Here is a 20,660-nt window from a genome sequence, read left to right as displayed (position 1 = left end):
AATGACAAGGTGTCATATGACAGTGTGTCATTTTTATGTGGGGAGGAATCAGCGATGCCGACACAGACTTTTTTTCATCTACCTGAAGAAAAACAGCAAAGACTATTAGAAGCTGCCAGGGTCGAATTTTCAAGAGTACCATTGAATGAAGCTTCGATTGCTCAGATCGTGAAACTTGCGGGGATCTCTAGGGGTAGTTTTTATCAATATTTTGAAGATAAAGAAGATCTTTATTTTTATTATTTTGAAACCGTTCGTAGTGATAGTACAAAAAATATGATCCAACTAATCAAAGAATCGAACGGAGACTTATTTATCGGTTTTGAACTTTATTTTGGGAAAATGATTCGAGATATTCTAGAAGGTGAAAATGCCGCGTTTTACAAACATCTTTTTATGCACATGGATTACCGCGCCTCACGAAAAGTCGTGCCGCATCCACAAGGACATCGTCCATCACCACATAAAAATCATAAAAAAGCGTCCAAAGAGTTGATTGGTTTGATTGATCGTTCCAATCTTAGAGTAAAAGATGACCATGAAATGGAATTATTGTTTCAATTAGTCATGAGTACACTATTTACAACGATTGCTCATGCCTATAAATCATTTTCAACCTCTGAGGAGTATTCTGTTGAACAAGCCATTGCAGAATTCAATCTAAAACTGTCATGGATAAAAAATGGCGCTTATAAATAGAAAGAAGGGGAACGAATGCTAAAAATTGTCAAACGAATTTCATTGACCTCAGCAATCGCTGCAACGGTTTTTATGATTATTCAAGTGTTAGCAGATCTTTATTTGCCAACGTTAACATCTAATATTATTGACAAAGGCGTAGCACAAGGTGACGTCGACTATATTTGGCAGACGGGATTTGTCATGATCGGATTTTCTTTGATCAGTATTTTAGCCGCCATTGCCAATACGTTTTTTGCTACACGTGAATCACAAAAGTTAGGAAAACAATTACGAACAGAAGTCTATCAAAAAGCCGAAAATTTGACGAAAGACAAATTCGATAAGTATGGAACAGCTTCATTGATCACTCGTACAACCAATGACGTGACGCAGATCCAACTGGTAATGCAAATGTTTTTACGGATGATGATCAATGCACCGATCACTCTTGTTGGAGCAAGTATTCTTGCTTATCAAAAGGACCATCAATTGACAAGGATTTTCTTAGTCGTGATTCCTGTCATGATCATTTTGATCGGTGGTATCATGTATTTTGCTGTTCCTCTATTCAAGAGTATGCAAAAGAAAACGGACCGCTTAAACCTTGTTTTTCGTGAAGGATTAACCGGTGTACGTGTCATTCGAGCATTTGATAAAACACGTTTTGAGGAAAATCGTTTTGATTTAGCAAATAAAGACTATACAAATACGGCAATCAAAGTCAACACGATCGTTGCCTTGATGATGCCGATGATGACGTTGATCATGAGTGGGACGAACGTAGCGATCACATGGTTCGGTGGACACTACATAGCGGATATGACATTAGAGGTCGGAAATCTGATTGCTTTCATGACTTATGCGATGCAAATTTTGATTAGTTTCATGATGCTATCAGCAATCTTTATCATGGTTCCTCGTGCCCAAGCTTCGGCTGATCGGATCAATGAAGTACTAGAAGAAGACGCGGGTATCGTTGATCCAGAACAACCAGAAACGGTTGCTTTAGCTGGGAAAGATGCAAGGTTGTCATTCAAACAGGTGAATTACCGTTACCATGGCGCAGAAAAACTAGCGTTGGAAGATATCAACTTTGAAGCGTCATCCGGCGATATCGTAGCTATCATTGGCGGTACAGGTTCAGGAAAAACGACTTTAGTAAATCTGATCCCGCGATTGTATGATATTGAATCGGGTGAGATCGCGATCAACGGAACGAGTATCGCTGATATGACGCAATATAACTTGCGTGAATTGATGGGCTTCGTTCCCCAAAAAGCTGTACTTTTTTCTGGAACGATTCGTGAGAATATGCAATATGGGAAAGAAGACGCAACAGATGAGATGATTTGGAAAGCACTAGAGATCGCCCAAGCAAAAGACTTTGTCTCTGAAATGGAAGATGGTTTAGATAGTCACGTCGAACAAGGCGGCGGAAATTTCTCTGGTGGACAAAGACAGCGTTTAGCCATTGCGCGTGCGTTGGTAAAAGAAGCCGATATCTATGTCTTTGATGATTCATTCTCAGCACTAGACTTCAAAACAGATGCGAAACTCCGTCAAGCATTAAAAGAAAATATGACAGAAAGTATTACCGTTTTAGTTGCACAACGAGTAAGTACCGTCATGGATGCAGATACGATCTTAGTATTAGATGAAGGAAAACTTGTTGGAAAAGGAACGCATAAAGAATTACTAGCAACAAATGAAACATACAAAGAAATCGTCAACTCACAATTGAGAGAGGAGGATTTAGCATGAGTAAAGGAAACAACCGACCTCCTCAAGGCCCAATGGGTGGTGGACCAGGACGCAACATTGGTGCTAAAGGAGAAAAAGCAAAAAACTTTTGGGGCACTGTTCGCCGGTTATTCGGCTATATGTCTAAGCGTTTAGTAGCGATCATTGCTGTATTTGTCTTAGCGATCGCAGCTGTCGTCTTCCAAATCCAGACACCCAAAGTACTAGGGAAAGCAACCACAGAAATTTTCAACGGTGTGATGCTTGGCGCAAGACAAATGCAAGAAGGGCAACAAGTCACGAAATTCCCAATCGATTTTGACAAAATTGGTCAAATCATTGCGACAGTGATTGTGATGTACTTGATCTCTGCCGTATTCAACTTCTTGCAACAATTCATTATGACTCGCGTATCTCAACGTACGGTATACGAGTTAAGACATGATTTAGAGACAAAAATGAATCGTGTGCCGATCTCTTATTATGATACACATACGAATGGGGATATCATGTCTCGAGCAATCAACGACATGGACAATATCGCCAGCACGTTACAACAAAACTTGACTCAATTTGTCACAAGTGCGGTCACACTGATCGGGGTCATCGTCATGATGCTATCTATCAGCTGGCAACTGACATTAGTGGCGTTGTTGATGATTCCATTGAGCTTGATCATCGTGATGATCATTGCACCGAAATCACAGGTTTTCTTTGCGGATCAACAAAAGAGTTTAGGATTATTGAACAACCAAGTAGAAGAAACCTATGCTGGACATACGATCGTCCAAACGTTCAACCATACAGCAAAAGACCAAGCAGTTTTTGAGATTGAAAACCAAAATTTATATGCCTCTGGTTGGAAAGCACAGTTTATTTCTGCAATCATCATGCCATTGATGAACTTCGTCAAAAATCTAGGATACGTCTTCGTGGCTGTTCTTGGTGGGATCAAAGTAGCCAATGGGAACATGGCATTAGGGGATGTGCAAGCATTCTTACAATATACGACGCAATTTTCTCAACCAATCACGCAATTGGCAAGTTTGATGAATACGATCCAATCAACAGTCGCTTCGGCTGAACGTGTCTTTGAAGTCTTAGACGAAGAAGAGATGACAAATGAAAAATCTGGTTTACCAGTCGAAGAAAATACACCGTACAAAGTTCGTTTTGAAAATGTGCAGTTTGGTTATACGCCAGGTCACTTATTGATGAAAGATTTCAATTTGGATGTGAAGCCAGGTGAAATGGTCGCTATTGTTGGTCCGACTGGGGCTGGGAAAACGACTTTGATCAATCTATTGGAGCGTTTTTATGATGTTTCAGGCGGAAGCATCCGCTATGACGGTGTTGATACGAGAGATGTTTCTCGTGATGTATTACGTGCACAATTTTCAATGGTACTTCAAGATACATGGTTATTTACTGGAACGATCTATGACAATATCAAGTATGGAAATGATGATGCGACGGATGAACAAGTGATCGAAGCTGCGAAAGCTGCCCATGTCGATGAATTTGTCCGCAAATTACCTGATGGGTATGATACGATCTTAAATGAAGATGCAAGTAATATCTCACAAGGTCAACGTCAATTGATCACGATTGCCCGAGCATTCTTAGCAAATCCAGATGTCTTGATCTTGGATGAAGCAACCTCAAGTGTCGATACTCGTACGGAGATCTTGATCCAAAAAGCGATGAATCGTTTATTGAAAAATCGTACAAGTTTTGTAGTTGCTCATCGCTTATCAACAATTCGCGATGCGGATAATATTATCGTGATGAACCAAGGATCGATCGTTGAAACAGGAAACCATGATACACTGATGGAAAAAGATGGATTTTATGCTGATCTATATAATAGTCAGTTTACAGAAGAAGCTTCATGATAAGATAAAATAAGTTATAATAATCTTTATTGGATTATTTGAAAGCGGCGTTTAAAAGATAAAAATGGTTTATCAAAGACTCGCCGCTTTTTTTACATATAGAATGAATTTCCCTTCTCATTATGATAATTAGCTAAAAAATAAGACAATCTGAGAATTAATTCAACAAAAACTAAGATATTGCTTGAAAGAAAAGAGAAGCATCGTTAAAATAAAGCTTAACGTAGAGGGGAGCAAGAAATTATGAAAGTTTTTGATTTGGGGTCTACTACTTATTTGAAAAGTATTGCAATACGTGTAAAAGACCGTGACAAAATGATCGAATTTTATAAAGACACGATCGGTTTCGATTTAAAGAGAGAAGAAAATGAATTAGCGATTTTCGGTACAGTAGAAAATGACAGCGAGATGTTATTATTAGAGGAAAGTCCACGAGCAAATGATCACTTTGGGGAAATCAAAAAGCTCAATCGCTTTTCTTTGATCATTCCAACGTTAGAAGAAATGGCTGATGTGCTTTATCGTATTCGCCAAACGAACCAAACGATCGAAGAAGCACTAGAAAGTGATGGAAGAATCGGTATTTTATTAAAAGATCCAGAAGGCAATATGTTAGAGATCTATCATGAAGCGGCTCATACTTCTCAGCAACAAGCGGTGGAACAATTAGACCAAGAAGCACTATTAAGAGAATCGAATGAACGCTTTACGAAATTATCCGCGGGTACTTATTTCCAAAAAGTCCATCTAAATGTACTAGATATGGAAAAGGAACGAGAATTTTTATCAGAGCTTTTAGGCTTGACTGTGCATAAAGAGGAAGAGAAAGAATTTATCTTGAACAAAGGTGATTTTCATGTAGGACTGACTCAATCCGAGAGTCCAGTGATTGCCTTACCGACGGATGAAATCTTAGGATTAGACTTTTTGAAATTTGTTGTTGATCCAGAGAGTATGCAACGTCTGATCACACATTTGAACACAGAAGCGATCGATTTTTACATTGACAAAAAACAGAAAGTTTTGACGTTGTATGATGCGATTGGCATTGAATGGTGGTTTGTGGACGAAACAAAAGCAACAAATGTTGTCCAATGAACAGTGGCTAGGATTTGTCGATTACTCGACCGTTGGAAAAAGCAGGAAAAGTTCAGCTGATGCTGAGTGTTTCCTGCTTTTTTATGTCAGCCATTAAATAGTGGCGTAAATGAGAAAAATAATTGATTCTTATGGAAGAAAGAATTATGCTTGGGGAGCAAACAGGCACATCCAAAGATAAATAAGGAGAAACTATGTACGCTAAAACGAAAGAACATATACTAAAAAAAATGAATGAGGGATATTACCCAGGGATCGTCGCTGCTTTTATGAAAGGGGATCAGATTGAAAAAGTGGTCGCAGGTGATGCGCAGATCGTTCCAACGATTAGACCAATGACAGAAGATCTGCTCTTTGATGCAGCCTCCCTGACAAAAGTGATTGCAACGACAAGCCTTGTCTTGCGATTGATCGAAGACGGGAAAGTGGAATTAGATGAACCTTTGCATACGTACTTGCCGGCTTTTGAGAATCAAACGATCACGATTCGCCATTTGTTGACACATACCTCAGACATCCAGACATTTATTCCTGATCGAGATCGTCTATCACAAACAGAGTTGATTGAAGCTTATTTGAAACTTCAACCAGGCAATCAATTGGGAATCGAAGTTCGCTATACGGATGCAGGCACGATTCTCTTAGGATTGATGCTAGAGGAGGTTTTCCAAGAAGAGGCAGTCGTGCTTTTTGAAGAGCAAGTACTAGCACCGTTAGGGATGATGAATAGCTTGTTCTTACCATATCCTTCAGAACGGATCGTTCCGACTGAACAACTCCCTTCTGGTGAGGTGATCCATGGCTTGACCCATGATCCAAAAGCACGAGTGTTAGCAGAACATGCAGGTAATGCTGGTCTATTTATTGATCTTGCGGATTGTGAGAAATTTGTTCAGATGTATCTTCAATATGGAAAGCTGGATTCTGGTCATTTTTTGGAAGAAACAACCATTCGTTCCTTATTGGCTGATCATACGCCAACTGGTAAAGGTGGTCGCTCACTCGGATGGGATTTAAAACAAGATAAAAAGGACGGGCATCCATTACTATTCCATACAGGCTATACAGGGACATTTCTATTGATCGACCCAATCGATCAAGAAGCGTTCATTTTTCTGTCCAATCGCCTACATCCAAACGATCATCGTGAAGAATATCTAAAATGTCGTGATGAAATCATTGAAATTTATTTACAAGAGAAAGCGTTACACTGAAAATAATGCTATAATAGCAATTGAAAATCGAGAGGAGTTTGACGTATGCAAGAACCATTATTTTTAAAACCTGTTTTTCAAGAAAAAATCTGGGGAGGCAGTCGCTTACGTAGTGTGTTTGGCTTTGATATCCCTAATGATAAAATTGGCGAAGATTGGGCGATCAGTGCGCATCCTCATGGCGTGAGTGTCGTTGAAAATGGTCCATTCAAAGGTTGGAAACTAGATGATCTATGGAAAGAACATAAAGAATTATTCGGTCATCCATCAGAACCAGTTTTTCCGCTATTGATCAAAATCTTAGATGCAGAAGATGATCTATCTGTCCAAGTTCATCCGGATGATGCTTATGGTATGGCACATGAAGGAGAACTAGGTAAAACAGAATGCTGGTACATCATTGATGCCGAACCAGGGGCAGAGATCATCTATGGTCATCATGCAAAAACACGTGAAGAGTTAGCCGAAATGATCAAAGATAGTCGCTGGGATGATTTATTGAAAAAAGTTCCTGTCAAAAAAGGTGATTTTTTCTACGTACCAAGTGGAACGATCCATGCAATCGGTAAAGGAATCATGATTTTAGAAACACAACAAAGTTCAGATACGACTTATCGTGTCTATGATTATGATCGTAAAGACGATCAAGGAAACGCACGAGAATTACACATCCAACAATCGATCGATGTAACAACAGTCCCAGCAAAAGCTCCTGAATTACAGATCAAAGAGATCCGTCAAGGAAATTCTTCGATCGTCACTTACCTAGAAACGGAGTTTTTCAACGTCTACGAATGGGACATCAAAGGAATCACATCCTTTAAAAAACAAGCACCGTATACATTGATGACAGTCATTGATGGTGCGGGAGAATTGGTGATAGACAACCAAACGTACCCATTAGAAAAAGGAACAAGTGCGATCTTACCAAGCGATATCACGGAGTGGAAAGTTCAAGGAGAACTTTCGATCATCGCTTCTGAGCCAGGAGTTAAATAATTAAGATAAACTGTTGCTGATAGGTTCAGCTAAAACAATAAAGCGTACCAGCCGAAAATGGACTCTCTATTTTTGGTTGGTGCGCTTTTTTAGGATGCGTGATCGGCTACCACTTGGCTAATTTATAAGAGCAAAGATAACACAAATTTCCGCTTATTTTATAGTGGAAAAGTTGCTTGTTGAAATCACTTACAAAATATGTTATATTCTTCTCGTAGAGTTAAAACGTTTTAATAGAACGTTAAAATGATTTTCTTGTTAAAGGAGAGGGAAAACGATGAATACTGTTACAGTTATCGGAAGTATCAATTTAGATCGAACAATCCGTGTGACCTATATGCCAAAACCTGGAGAAACGATCCATACGAAAGAAACTTTTTCAGCTGGTGGAGGTAAGGGAGCCAACCAAGCGGTTGCTGCTAGACGTTCGGAGGCAAAAACTTACTTTATTGGTGGCGTGGGTAAAGATGAAGCAGGAAAAACAATGTCAGAATTACTTGAACAAGAAGAAATCGATTTATCTGGTGTAGCGACATTAGAAAATCAAGCGACTGGACAAGCGTATATCATTGTTGATGACCAAGGTGAAAATAGTATCATGATCCATGCTGGTGCAAACAATGCGTTTACCGTAGCACAAGTACAAGAAAATAAAACCATCATCCAAAAAAGTGATTTTATTATAGCTCAGTTTGAAAGCGCTATAGAACCAACAATCGAAGCATTCCAAATCGCTCGAGAAGCTGGCGTGAAAACGATCTTGAATCCAGCACCTGCGCTAGAAAATGTTCCAGACGAGCTATTAGCAGTAACAGACATGATCATTCCAAATGAAACAGAAACGGAGATCTTAACAGGCATTACTATTACCGATGAAAAAAGTCTAAAAGAGGCGGCACAAGTCTTTCATGGGTTAGGTATTGAAGCGGTGATCATCACGATCGGAAGTAAAGGCGCGTATTATGATATTGCTGACGGCGCTAGTGGGATCGTACTAGCTTTTAAAGTGCATGCAGTGGATACAACGGCTGCTGGGGATACCTTTATTGGTGCGATGAGCAGTGTATTAGCCAAAGACTTCAGCAACCTAGAAGAAGCAATCCGTTATGGAAATAAAGCCTCTTCTGTGACCGTTCAACGTTTTGGTGCTCAACCGTCTATTCCATATAAACATGAATTAATTTGATTGAGGAAAGGATGAACAGATAATGAAAAAAACGAAAGTAATCAATTCAGATATCTCACGAGTGATTGCACAAATGGGACATTTTGATAAATTAAGTATTGGAGATGCAGGAATGCCTGTACCTATGACCACTGAAAAAATTGATTTAGCAGTTACACAAGGGGTTCCTAGCTTTATGGAAGTCTTACGCAATGTGTTGTCAGAATTAGAGGTACAACGTATTTATTTAGCAGAGGAAATCAAAAAAGAGAATCCTGACATTCTTCTAGAAATCCAAAAAGAAATGCCGGATACACCGATTACGTTTATTCCGCATAGTGAAATGAAAACCGAGTTGAACAATTGTCACGCATTTATTCGCACAGGTGAGATGACTCCTTATGCGAATATCTTGTTAGAAAGTGGCGTCGTATTCTAAAAAAGGAGATGTAATAAATGAATGCAACAGCATTATTGATCGGATTAGGACCATTACTAGGTTGGGGACTTTATCCAACGATTGCTTCGAAGATCGGTGGACGTCCTGTTAACCAGATTTTAGGATCAACAATAGGAACTTTGATATTCGCACTTATTTTTGCCCTGATCAATGGTATGGGACTGCCATCTGGAATGGATCTTGTCTTTTCTATTCTTTCCGGTGTGGGTTGGGCAACTGCTCAAATCATTACGTTTCAATCCTTCACACTAATTGGCTCATCGCGTGCGATGCCCATCACCACAGCTTTCCAATTACTTGGGGCTTCATTATGGGGTGTTTTTGCGCTAGGTAACTGGCCAGGAACGACAGCGAAGATTCTTGGTGGATTAGCATTGATCTTGATTATTTTAGGCGCATGGATGACTGTTTGGACTGAGAAAAAAACCAAAGAAAATAGCAGTTTACTGAAAAAAGCGGTTTTATTATTAGCAGTCGGAGAGATTGGTTATTGGGCATATTCAGCAGCACCTCAAGCAACATCCATCGACGGGATGCACGCTTTCTTGCCACAAGCAATGGGGATGGTTTTAGTGGCGATCATCTATACCGCTGTATTAAGTATGAAAGGGCATGAAAAATCAGCATTTACGGAAGTTGTTTCTTATAAACAAATTTTTTCTGGCTTCTTTTTTGCCTTTGCTGCATTGACCTATTTGATTTCTGCGCAACCAAATATGAATGGTTTGGCAACTGGCTTCATCTTATCGCAAACTTCTGTTGTTCTAGCAACCTTGACTGGAATCTGGTTCTTAGGACAAAAGAAAACGAAAAAAGAAATGACTGTCACGATCGTTGGGTTGGTCCTAATCTTAGCGGCTGCAACGATGACTGTTTTGATATAAGTGTTATTTTTAAAGAATTGGGAAGTAACTGCGGTTACTTGCCCAATTTTTTTTGTGGAAAATAGATAACGGTAACTGTTAGAATAGAGCTATCTGAAAAAAAGCATAAGCGCAGTCTGCTGGATGAGAAAGGGCAGGTGATCAATGTGGGGGAGAATTTGAATGCGCTTCCTGCTAATGCAGCGGCGAAATTAACCTGGTTTCGTCAATTACTACATTATTTCAAACAAATGATCATGCCAAATCTAAGTATTTTTATTGCTTGGGGTTTGTTATCGATTGTATCAAATATCGTATCAGGTGATTTGCGCCAAACGCTTGTACATGTCACTGACTGGCTGATTTATTTGTTATTGCCTATTTTGATCAGTTACTCTGGAGCAAAGATTTTTGATCAAAAAGCAGCTGTAGCAGGTGGGATTGCTGTCATCGGTATTATAGTAGTTTCTGATCTTCCACAACTATTCGGAGCGATGATCATCGGTTTGATCACGGGAGGTATTTTTCATTGGGTAGATCGTTGGTTGGCGCCGAAAATCAAGCCTGGCTATGAGATGTTGCTGAATAACTTGATGATCGGTCTAATCGGTGGCTTTGTCTGTCTGTTAGGCATACTGGTCATACAGCCACTTGTTGAAGGTAGTTTGTCTTATGTTGGTCGCTTTGTTTATTGGCTCATCGAGCAACATCTGTTACCAGTGGTCAGTTTAGTGTTGGAACCGTTAAAGGTCTTATTTTTGAATAATGTCATCAATCACGGTATCTTGACACCTTTAGGAATGGAGATGGCACAACATGCGGGGCATTCGATCTTATTTTTGATGGAAGCCAATCCTGGGCCAGGAATAGGGATTTTAAGTGCGTTCTTGTTTGCTGCCGATCGAGAAAAAAGTGTCAAAGCAGGTGGAGCATTGATGATCCAAGCTGTCGGAGGAATCCATGAGATTTATTTTCCTTTTGTCTTGATGCAGCCCGCTCTTTTTTTTGCAGTTATGATTGGAGGAGCAACAGGAACGTTTGTGTTCCAACTGTTTGCTAGTGGGGTGAATGCTCCGGTTTCCCCAGGTTCATTGGTGATTATTTTAGGGAATACACCACCTTCACAATTAGTAGGTGTCATTTTAGGCATTATTCTCAGTGCGCTTACTACGTTTATTTGTGCCATTTTGTTAATGAAAAAGACAAAACCTGTAACATCGATCATCCCGGAAAGGAGCCAACCGATGAATCAAGAAATAGTCAACCAAATCATCTTTGCATGCGATGCTGGGATGGGTTCTAGTGCAATGGGTGCAGCAATACTGAAGAAAAAGCTGAACGCACAAGGGATAACAATACCTGTCAGCTATACATCGATTTACGATCTGCCGAATCACAAGAAACAATTGGTGATCGTGCAAAGCGCCTTTCAATCTTTGGCGCAAGAAAAAGCCAAAGAGAGTCAGATCATCGCTGTTGAACATTTTTTAGAAGTTGAGTCGTATCTGCCATTGATCAAGCAGCAACTTCATGAAAGAAACATTGAACCCCAAATCAAAAAGCAACAAGAAGTTGAACAACCTAGAACCAGAGTTGTGTTTTTATACCAAGGAAATCGACGAGGCTCACAAACGATGGGAATGACGATTTTAATGAATCTAGCCAAGGAATATCAGGTCGATCTATCTGTAGAAAAAGCAGCCGTCGAAGACCTAGTACCCGAAAAAGAAGTGGTATATCTTGCGAATGAAAGTATGGCAAAGGCGTATCAACTGGAACAACAAGTGGAGCATTTGTTGATCATTGATCATTTTGTCAGTACCAAAGCCTATCTATCATTAGTAAAGGAAGTGGACTAAGATGTATTTGTCACCAAGGGAAAAAGAGTTATTGACAGAACTCATCAATAGTCCAGCACCTGTATCTATACAAAAAATGGTCAATGTTTTACGTGTCAGCAAACGGACTGTATACCGCGAGTTGGAGCAATTAGAACGATCGCTCGAGGAAGTAAATGCTTCGCTGAAAAAAATAGCTCGAGGGTCATTTACGATTGAAGCAACACCTGAAACAATGACACAATTGCGCCAACTATTGAACGAAAAAGAGATGGAACTATCGACAACCGAAAGGCAACATGCGATTTTATTAGAACTATTACTTACGAAAGAACCGTTGTCTTTAAGTTATTTTTTAGAAAAGTATTTGATTAGTAATACGACTTTTTATGCTGATATCAAGCAACTTGAAACCAGTATGAAACAACTGCCATTGTCGATCACGCGTAACCGTGGCTATGAAATCACTGGACCGGAAAAATACCGCAGATTGCTGATAGCGAATATCTTAGAGTTGGAGATCAATGCGTATGAAATATTTCACTTGCTGGAATTTGATACGACAACGAATTTCTTTTTTCAATTTATCACGACAGATAGTTTATTACTGGCGCGTCAAGTGGTACGAGAAGAGTTGATCCAGCAAAAGAAAGAATTAAGTGACCGGAAACTGGAACATTTAGTTTTGATACTCAGCATTACGATCGACCGTGTCAAAAAAAATCAAGTGCTGACGAATGAAACCTACACTGGACTAGTGAATAAAGAGTTATTACGTATCGCCAAAGCTTTATTTTCTAAAATCGCTAAGGAAACGCAACAACTTTATCCAGTCAATGAGATCGTCTTTTTTGCTAGTCTATTAAATGACTTCTCGAATTCCTTCGATCAGGATTTCTTTGAAGAAACATTTGATACGCAACTCGCTTATCTTGTGAAACAGTTGATCCAAGTAGTCAGTGAAGCAACAAATAATCCATTCTACCAAGATGAAACACTCTACAAAATGTTGTTGACCCATTTATCAGGAGTATTTTCTCGAGCGGTACTTCAAGAAGAACAATTGACTAATCCGATCTTGGAAAAAATCATGGTCCAGTATCGAGAGATCGCCCAAGCCATCCGTCAAGGAATCGAGCAGATTTTTCAAGAAAAGAAACTATCCGAAGAAGAAATTGCTTATATGGTTCTACACTTTGCGAACTCATTAGAAAAAACACCAAAGGACAGCACGATCAAGATCGCCGGGTTTTCCCCTAGTGGCTTAGCTTCGACAAGTATGCTTGAATTAAAACTAAAAAGATATTTCCCATTCATTCAACATATCCATTTTTATCGAATCGCTGATCTAAAGAAAATCAATTTAGAAGAAGAGTATGATCTCGTCATTTCTACTTCGATCTTAAGTGGCTATGAGGGGAAATATCTATTAGTTTCACCATTACTTCTTGATGAAGAAATCAAACAATTAAAAGTAGAATTTGCTCGTTTGACAGCCCATCGAACGGAACATATCCGGTTAGCTGATCAACCTTCTGTTATCGAAGATACTTATGAGGAAACGGTGTTGATGATGAGCAAAATCAATCGATTACTTCAGCACTTCTTCATTCAAGAATTAGACAATCCAGAAACAGTAGAAGCTACGTTGAAGGATATTTTCGACTATTTACCTACAGGGGTGGTCCAAGATAAAGAAAAAGTCTATCAGCGTTTAATGAAAAGATATCAACAAGCACCGATCGGTTTACCTCATACCAACATGGGGCTTTTCCATACTTCTAGTTCTGAGGTTACAGAACCCTTCTTCTGTATTTTTCAATTGAAGCAAGTATTGGAGATCGAAGGAATGGACAAAACGAAAGTCGATTTATCAAGAATGTTAGTGATGCTAGCCCCGTCTCCAATTGATGAAGCTACTGGAAAATTACTTGGGAAAATAAGTGGTGCATTGATCATGAATGATTTGAATACTGAGATTTTTCGATCAGGAAATGAGGCAATCATCTATCAATTGTTATCTAAAATTTTGATCGATGAAATAAAAAAATAAAGGGGGCTCTATTGATGCTTGAGATTCCATCTGAACATATTTGGTTGAACCAACAGTTTGGTAGCTGGAAAGAAGCCATTCAGCAGATTGGTGAACAACTACTTGAAAAAGGAGTCATCCAAAAGGAATATATCGATGCGATGGTTGCTCGCCAAGAAGCAGCAAGTGTCTATATCGGCAACTTTGTGGCACTTCCTCATGGAAAAGCAAAAGATGAACAGATCGTTGAAGAAGGTATTTTTTTGTTCCAAGTACCTGATGGCGTTGACTTTGGTATCGACGAAGAAAAGAAAATCGCAACGATTTTATTTGCAGTGATCATGCGAGAAAACCAGCAACTAACAAGTTTACAAGAACTCGCCTTTTTTTGTTCCGATGTCGATCAAGTGATGGCATTGAGCGATGCCCAAACAGTAGAGGAAATCCAACAAATCTTAAAACAAGCTGAGGAGTTTTGACGTAAAATACGCAACGACCAATCAATTGATTGGTCGTTTTTTTTCTATTTTTTTTGAGAGAATTCCGACAAAATCGTAATTATATAGTGAAGGAGGTGCGACGAGAAGGGCACATGTTCCCAGTTGATTTATTCCACGAATGAAAGGAGTCAAAGAATGAAGAAATCCTCTGAATCACTATTTTTGATTCTACCGATCATTATTTTAATTACGATTTTTTTTCAAATGAATGTAAGACCAGTTTCGGCAACAACATTGACCAACCTACCCTCGTACCAACAAATCACTACATCTGTCTCCAATCAAATGATCCACACGACCGAACAATCAATCCTACAAGAAAATAGTTGGGCGAACTTCAAAAAAAACTACCAATTGATCCAAGACCGCAACGGAAAATTGTCTACTATCGGCTCAACGAATTATGTTGACGCGGCGATCCATGAGCAATCGCCCAAATTGCCTGACCCGTTTGCGAATGAAAGTGTGGTCGTTGATCCAGCGATCCATATCCCTAATATCGATATCCATCTATCCAATGGTGGCAGGGAATTTGGCTGGTATGGCAAGCGAGTGAAGGGTGAGATTGCACTATGTCTGGAACAAGGAGTAGCGCTGAATATCGGAGAAAATAACGGCTATACTTCAAGCATTCAAAACACAGAATTACTAAAGAAAATCTCTTTGATCAAATACTATGGGGTGATTGCGACAAACTACACGATGGAAAAAGAATTGATGACGCAACTCCTTGCTTGGGAGCAACAAGGAATCATCCCCACCAGTATTTCTGGTGTTTTGACAATGAACGATTACCAAATATTCAAACGAACAGTGATGGAACAAGTGGAACGGTTCTATACCCAACCGAGTTTTCATGGACAAATAATGGATCTAAAAGTCGGCGAAAGCCAAACATTGACCGACACAACAGGAGCATTTTCAAATTATGGCTCATCACCTGTTCAACAAATCAATGGAATAACCATTGAAAAGCAAGGGAATCAAGTAACTGTCACTGCATCGAAAGAGGCGCCAGCGACAAGTGAGATCGCATTTGATTATCATATCCCCAGTAGCTATCAAGGAGCAATCGTCGTGTACCAACATCCTTATACACAAAATATGGTAGTCGGTAGAGTGCCGCAGCTGACAAGAACCTTATTTCAGTTACGCGTGCAAAAATATGGACACGCAGGTATCCGCAAAGTCGATCAACAAACAAAACAACCATTAGTAGGCGCCGTTTTTCGTTTCACGACTACGGATGGACAGATAAAAGAGTTGACGACAGATTCTGATGGTGTTGCTATTTGGCATGATCTACTCGTTGATACGGTCGTTACGATTCAAGAAATCAAAGCGCCAGATGGCTATGTTTTAAATCCAGATCCTCAGACCATCATTGTAAAAGTGAATGAATTGACGAGTATCACGTTAGCTAATCAAGAACAGACAGCTGATTTGATTGTCATCAAAGAAGATGAAGAAACAGGCAGTCAGCCTCAAGGAGGTGCCCAATTGATTGGAGCTGTGTATCAATTAACGGATAAAGACGGAGAAAAAGTGGCGGAATTGACGATGGAAGAGGTGGATGGAAGAGTATCAGCTGAGCTAAGAGGGTTAAAACTAGGAACCTATTATTTACAAGAAATCATTCCACCGAAAGGGTATAACTTAGATCCAACGATCTACCCTATACATTTGACCTATGCAGGACAAAATGAAACGGTGGCTATCCATAGCAAAACAGTCACTGATCGCGTTATCAAAGGTCATGTCGAAGGGTATAAATTTGGTTCAAAACCTCTTGTTCCCACTTCTATCTTCGAAGTTTTACACGCGTTAACGACAGATTCAACGAACTATAAACCACCACTCGAAGGAATCGAACTAACAGCCACCGCTCATAACACAGGAAAAGAATATGTCCATGTCACTGAAAAAAACGGCTACTTTAAATTTATAGATTTACCCTATGACACATATACGATCGCTGAAACAAAAGGAACGGATGGCTATTTGATCATTGAACCATTTGAAGTGACGATCAGTGAGGAAGGCTACACACATTTCTTTTTATTAGAAGATGAAATCATCGAATCACGCGTACATCTCATCAAGATCGATCAAGAAACAGGACAACAAATTCCTTACGCTGGTGCCCAATTCAAGATTTTTGATACTTGGGCGAATGATGGACAAGGAGCATTTGTAGCAATGACCCGTCCGAATGATACAGAAAAAACCGAGATTTTTGAAACGAATCAAAAAGGGGAATTAGTGACAACAGAGAGCTTACCTTGGGGCGTGGATCGCTATGAGCTTCATGAGGTCAAAGCGCCAGAAGGCTATCTCCCGTTAGAAGAACCATTGATTTTCAGTGTAACAGCGGAAAATCATGGTGCATTGATTCGCTTAGAAGTCCCTAACCGTTTAGCAAGACAATCCATTGAATTGATCAAACGAGATCGCTTGAATGAACAACCTTTAGCGCAAGTACCATTTGGCTTATATCAGGTAGAAAAAGCAGAAAATGGCGAGCAGAACCTTCAATTTATTGAAGAATATCTCACGGATGATGAGGGACGAATCGAAGTAAGCGATTTGCCTTATGGCATCTATCAATTTATCGAAGGAAAGCCTTTGGAAGGGTATTTACCTTTAGAAGAACCTTTAGATTTTTCAGTAACTGTTGAAAAAGACGGTGAGTTGATCGTATTAGAAGCCTATAACGAACGCGAAAAATTAACATTGACGAGTTTGTTCACAGCAATCGACGGAAGTAAGGAGCTTGATCCAACCAAAGACAATCAATTGAAAGATGTAGTTTGGATCAAAGGAGCAGCTATTGAAATCGGTCATGTGTATACCGTAGTGACGCAGTACCGAAAAGGTGACACCGGAGAACTCATGAACGAAGCAATCTCAACCTACACAGCAAAGAGTAAAGAAGATCAATTTGAAGTTTTTCTTGAACTGAAAGCCAATACGCTAAAAGACAAGGAGCAGTTGACTGCCACTCACATTTTATACTACGAGTCTGAGCAAGAAAATGAGGTAGCACGTGAAGATGACTTGACGAATCAAGAACAGACTGTCCATTTCAATACACCAAAAGAAGGGCAAAAAGACGAAACGAAAAAGCAGGAAAATACTCGGAATTTACCTAAAACGAATAGTCGTACTTCTGTCTCTCTAGTAGGGCTAGGTAGTTTATTTCTAGGAGTGAGCGGCGTTTTGATCTATCAACAAAAAAGGGGTGGGTTGAATGACTAAAAAGAAAAAATACATGAGATTTGGCTTGTTCATATTCAGTTGTTCAGTTGTTTTATTAGTTAGCGGCTGTAAACCGCAACAAACAGAAGTTCCACCAACAGTTGGGCCCGTTTCAAACAAAACGAAACAGGCAATCAAAGTGAAAACACCAGAGGAGAGTCATCTGAAAAAAGAAGAGAACTATTCTCAGTTGTTTGAGTTTGCTTCTCAATTTCGAAAACCATTGGCTCTCCCCACTGAAGCAATGATCAAGGATGAAACCAACCAGCTGAGGATCGCTTACCTTGAAGCAACAACAGTACCTCAAAGTCTGGAAAATTCAGTATCAAGAGGCAATCTCATGCATCGCTTCGCAGAAGACGAACAAAAAGTTACGTTACCGGATGTTGTAGCAATTCCAGAGAGCGACAATCAATGGCAAGGTCCCTACGTGCATGTAAACGACCCATTGCAGATCTTACCCAGAGGAACAGTGATTGATCCTTTTGCCTATTTTACTATAGTTCAAGGAAGTGATCCCGTTCCAGTGATCCACTATACGCCCGTCGATCCTAACGAATCTGGCTATCAAGACATGCAGATCACAGCAACTGATTCAAAAGGAAAAGTGAGTGTTGCGACGGTCACCTTTCTGTTTAATCACTCCCCGACCATTCAACAAGCAAGACAAAGTCATCACGCCACGATCGGTTCAAGTATTGACTTGTTGGCTGGCATTTCCGCTCACGATGAAGAAGATGGTGAATTGACGGCAGAGATTCAAGTGAAAACCACACTCCAGACAGAAAAAGAAGGAAGTTATGAAGTGATTTATTCTGTGACTGATCAATTTGGAGCAAGTGCCAACCTGATAAGTAATATGACGATCACCAATGAAGCACCAATAATCGCGGGGCCGAACCAGCTCGTTTTACCTGTTGATCAATCATTCTCTTTATTTGATTATTTCTCTGCAAATGATCAAGAAGATGGTGCGATCAATCTTACTTCAGAAAACATTTTGGCATCCGATCTTGTCCCCTATGTACCAGGAAACTACTTCGTAAGAATTGGGAATGTCAGTGACCGTTATGGCAAACGAGCGGCAGAGCGCACGATTTATGTTCACCTAACGAATGAAGCGCCGACTGTTACAAATACGCACATGACTCTTCCTGTATTTAGTGAACTGAATAAAGAAAGCTATCTGGCAAAACTAGTTCTTGCAGATCGTGAAGATCCGGTTGATCAATTACATGTGGCAATCGATCTGCCTTTTTGGGAGAAAATCGACACTTCCCGATTAAATATCTATCGTTTTCCTCTTCAAGTCCAAGATACACATGGAGAAATCACAAAAACTTTTGGGAGCATCCGAGTAGTCAATGAGCCACCTGTATTTTCTGGGATAGAGGATAAGAGAATCATTGTAGGCGAAGAAAAGCCAGATTTATTAGCAGGGATTGCCGTGTCGGATCGTGAAGAGAGAATAGGCATAGAAGATGTTGAGATCATAGAAGAAATCGCTTGGGATACACCTGGAATCTATCCTGTTTATTTGACGGTCAAAGATACATTTACAGAAACGACAGTATCTTTTCATGTCATTATTCAAGACAACAATCCAGAAATGCCAGAGAAATTGAGCGAATAAGGAGAAACTAAACAGCAGTAATTTTTATATACAAATATCCACAAAAGTAGTTTTATGTGCTGTGGTTTTTATGAGAGGAGAAATAATGATGGAGCACCAAAGCATATGGCAGAAAGATTAGGGGGTTCTGTGCAAACGCTACAACGTTGGGCTAACGATGGCATGTTAAAAGCATATCGGACACCAAAAAATCGAAGATAGTATACAGAAGACCAGTATTTAACTTACATCAAAGGCGATAAAACAAGTGGCAAAAAGAACATTGCTTACGCTCAAGTGTCTAGTGTCGGACAAAAAGATGACTTGAACAATCAAGTGGAGTTTTTGAGAAATTATGTAAATGGAAAAGGCATAAATTTAGATGATGTATTTGTGGATATTGGCAGTGGTCTTAATTACAAGCGCAAAAAATAGAGTCTGTTGTTAGACGAAGTAATGGCGGGAAACATAGACACCATTTATATCACATCCAAAGATAGATTTGTACGGGTTAAAAACATGGGCAAAGTTTCGTATGACGATTATTGTATGTTATAACCCAGATTATAGCCACAACAGGAATTAGTTGAAGATTTAATTTCAATCATTCACGTTTTTAGTTTCCGTATTTATGGAACTACGTAAGTATAAAGATGAGATTGAAGGTGATTAAGTTGTTAGTGGCATACAAAACGGAAATTCTTCCAACAGAAGAACAAAAAGAAATTATTAATCGAACCATTGGCGTTGCACGTTTTGTAAAGAACTTTTACATTTACCACAACCAAGAAGTTTACAAAGCAAACGGAAAGTTTGTATCAGGTATGGATTTTTCAAAGTGGTTAAATAACGACTACATTCCGAACCATCCAGATAAGCTGTGGATCAAAGCTGTTTATGCGAAGTCAACGAAACACGCGATTATGGAGACAGAAAAAGCCTTTAGAAAGTTTTTTCAAGGAAGAGCTAATTTTCCTAAATTTAAAAAGAAGAAGCACCAAGATGTATCGATGTATTTCGTGAAGAACGATAAAAAGACAATCATCCGTTGTGAGCGTCATCGGATAAAAGTTCCCTCTTTGGATTGGGTAAAACTGAAAGAAAAAGGTTATATTCCAAAACATGATGACAAACATATCATAAAGAGTGGCACCATCAGCCAACAAGCAAACCGCTACTACCTGTCGGTCATCGTGGAACAGGACTGTACCGCTCAAGTACTGAACGATACTCCTACCGAAGGCGTGGGTATCGACTTAGGATTAAAAGATTTTGCGATTCTTTCCACAGGGAAAACCTATAAAA

General features: G+C 39.6%; 15 protein-coding genes and 1 pseudogene. All 16 read left to right on the top strand.

Going from position 1 to position 20,660, the window contains the following annotated elements:
- Window positions 1-54 precede the first annotated feature (54 nt).
- Window positions 55-699: a TetR/AcrR family transcriptional regulator gene (locus tag CUS89_RS06505; protein ID WP_071867849.1), complete on the top strand. Its 645-nt coding sequence runs from the start codon at window positions 55-57 to the stop codon at window positions 697-699.
- Window positions 700-714: 15 nt separating this feature from the next.
- Window positions 715-2,442 (top strand): ABC transporter ATP-binding protein, encoded by a 1,728-nt coding sequence (locus tag CUS89_RS06500; RefSeq protein ID WP_104871512.1) that lies wholly within the window; start codon window positions 715-717, stop codon window positions 2,440-2,442.
- Window positions 2,439-4,316, top strand: a complete 1,878-nt coding sequence (locus CUS89_RS06495; protein WP_104775799.1) for an ABC transporter ATP-binding protein — start codon at window positions 2,439-2,441, stop codon at window positions 4,314-4,316. The genes CUS89_RS06500 and CUS89_RS06495 overlap by 4 nt, the downstream gene beginning before the upstream one ends.
- 243 nt (window positions 4,317-4,559) lie before the next feature.
- Window positions 4,560-5,414: a VOC family protein gene (locus tag CUS89_RS06490; RefSeq protein ID WP_104871511.1), complete on the top strand. Its 855-nt coding sequence runs from the start codon at window positions 4,560-4,562 to the stop codon at window positions 5,412-5,414.
- A 194-nt stretch (window positions 5,415-5,608) separates the two neighbouring features.
- Window positions 5,609-6,628, top strand: coding sequence for a serine hydrolase domain-containing protein (locus CUS89_RS06485; protein ID WP_104871510.1), 1,020 nt, complete (start codon window positions 5,609-5,611; stop codon window positions 6,626-6,628).
- A gap of 45 nt (window positions 6,629-6,673) precedes the next feature.
- Complete coding sequence (manA, locus tag CUS89_RS06480; protein ID WP_104871509.1) at window positions 6,674-7,627, top strand: mannose-6-phosphate isomerase, class I; 954 nt, start codon at window positions 6,674-6,676, stop codon at window positions 7,625-7,627.
- 277 nt (window positions 7,628-7,904) lie between these two features.
- Window positions 7,905-8,813: a ribokinase gene (gene rbsK, locus CUS89_RS06475; RefSeq protein ID WP_104871508.1), complete on the top strand. Its 909-nt coding sequence runs from the start codon at window positions 7,905-7,907 to the stop codon at window positions 8,811-8,813.
- A gap of 22 nt (window positions 8,814-8,835) precedes the next feature.
- A complete protein-coding gene (gene rbsD, locus CUS89_RS06470) occupies window positions 8,836-9,231 on the top strand; it encodes a D-ribose pyranase (RefSeq protein ID WP_104775804.1) in 396 nt (131 codons plus the stop codon).
- A gap of 17 nt (window positions 9,232-9,248) precedes the next feature.
- Entirely contained in the window at window positions 9,249-10,136 is an 888-nt protein-coding gene (gene rbsU, locus CUS89_RS06465) for a ribose/proton symporter RbsU (RefSeq protein ID WP_104775805.1), read from the top strand.
- Between the two features lie 230 nt (window positions 10,137-10,366).
- Window positions 10,367-11,974, top strand: a complete 1,608-nt coding sequence (locus CUS89_RS06460) for a PTS transporter subunit EIIC (RefSeq protein ID WP_258082398.1) — start codon at window positions 10,367-10,369, stop codon at window positions 11,972-11,974.
- A 1-nt stretch (window position 11,975) separates the two neighbouring features.
- Window positions 11,976-14,006: a BglG family transcription antiterminator gene (locus tag CUS89_RS06455; RefSeq protein ID WP_104871506.1), complete on the top strand. Its 2,031-nt coding sequence runs from the start codon at window positions 11,976-11,978 to the stop codon at window positions 14,004-14,006.
- Between the two features lie 14 nt (window positions 14,007-14,020).
- Window positions 14,021-14,464, top strand: coding sequence for a PTS sugar transporter subunit IIA (locus CUS89_RS06450; protein WP_062806196.1), 444 nt, complete (start codon window positions 14,021-14,023; stop codon window positions 14,462-14,464).
- A 156-nt stretch (window positions 14,465-14,620) separates the two neighbouring features.
- Window positions 14,621-17,743: an MSCRAMM family protein gene (locus CUS89_RS06445; RefSeq protein ID WP_104871505.1), complete on the top strand. Its 3,123-nt coding sequence runs from the start codon at window positions 14,621-14,623 to the stop codon at window positions 17,741-17,743.
- The gene (locus CUS89_RS06440) at window positions 17,736-19,376 is read left to right on the top strand and encodes a DUF5011 domain-containing protein (protein WP_258082393.1); all 1,641 of its coding nucleotides are present in this window, start codon (window positions 17,736-17,738) and stop codon (window positions 19,374-19,376) included. Before CUS89_RS06445 ends, CUS89_RS06440 begins: the two co-directional genes overlap by 8 nt.
- 54 nt (window positions 19,377-19,430) lie before the next feature.
- A pseudogene (locus CUS89_RS06435) lies at window positions 19,431-20,028 on the top strand (IS607 family transposase).
- A partial coding sequence (locus CUS89_RS06430; protein WP_181055327.1) for an RNA-guided endonuclease InsQ/TnpB family protein occupies window positions 20,021-20,660 on the top strand: 640 nt, incomplete at its 3' end. The pseudogene CUS89_RS06435 and the gene CUS89_RS06430, both read left to right, overlap by 8 nt.

The sequence above is a fragment of the Enterococcus mundtii genome (assembly GCF_002947535.1).
GTDB lineage: Bacteria > Bacillota > Bacilli > Lactobacillales > Enterococcaceae > Enterococcus_B > Enterococcus_B mundtii_B.
This window is presented reverse-complemented; position numbering and strand designations above follow the sequence as displayed.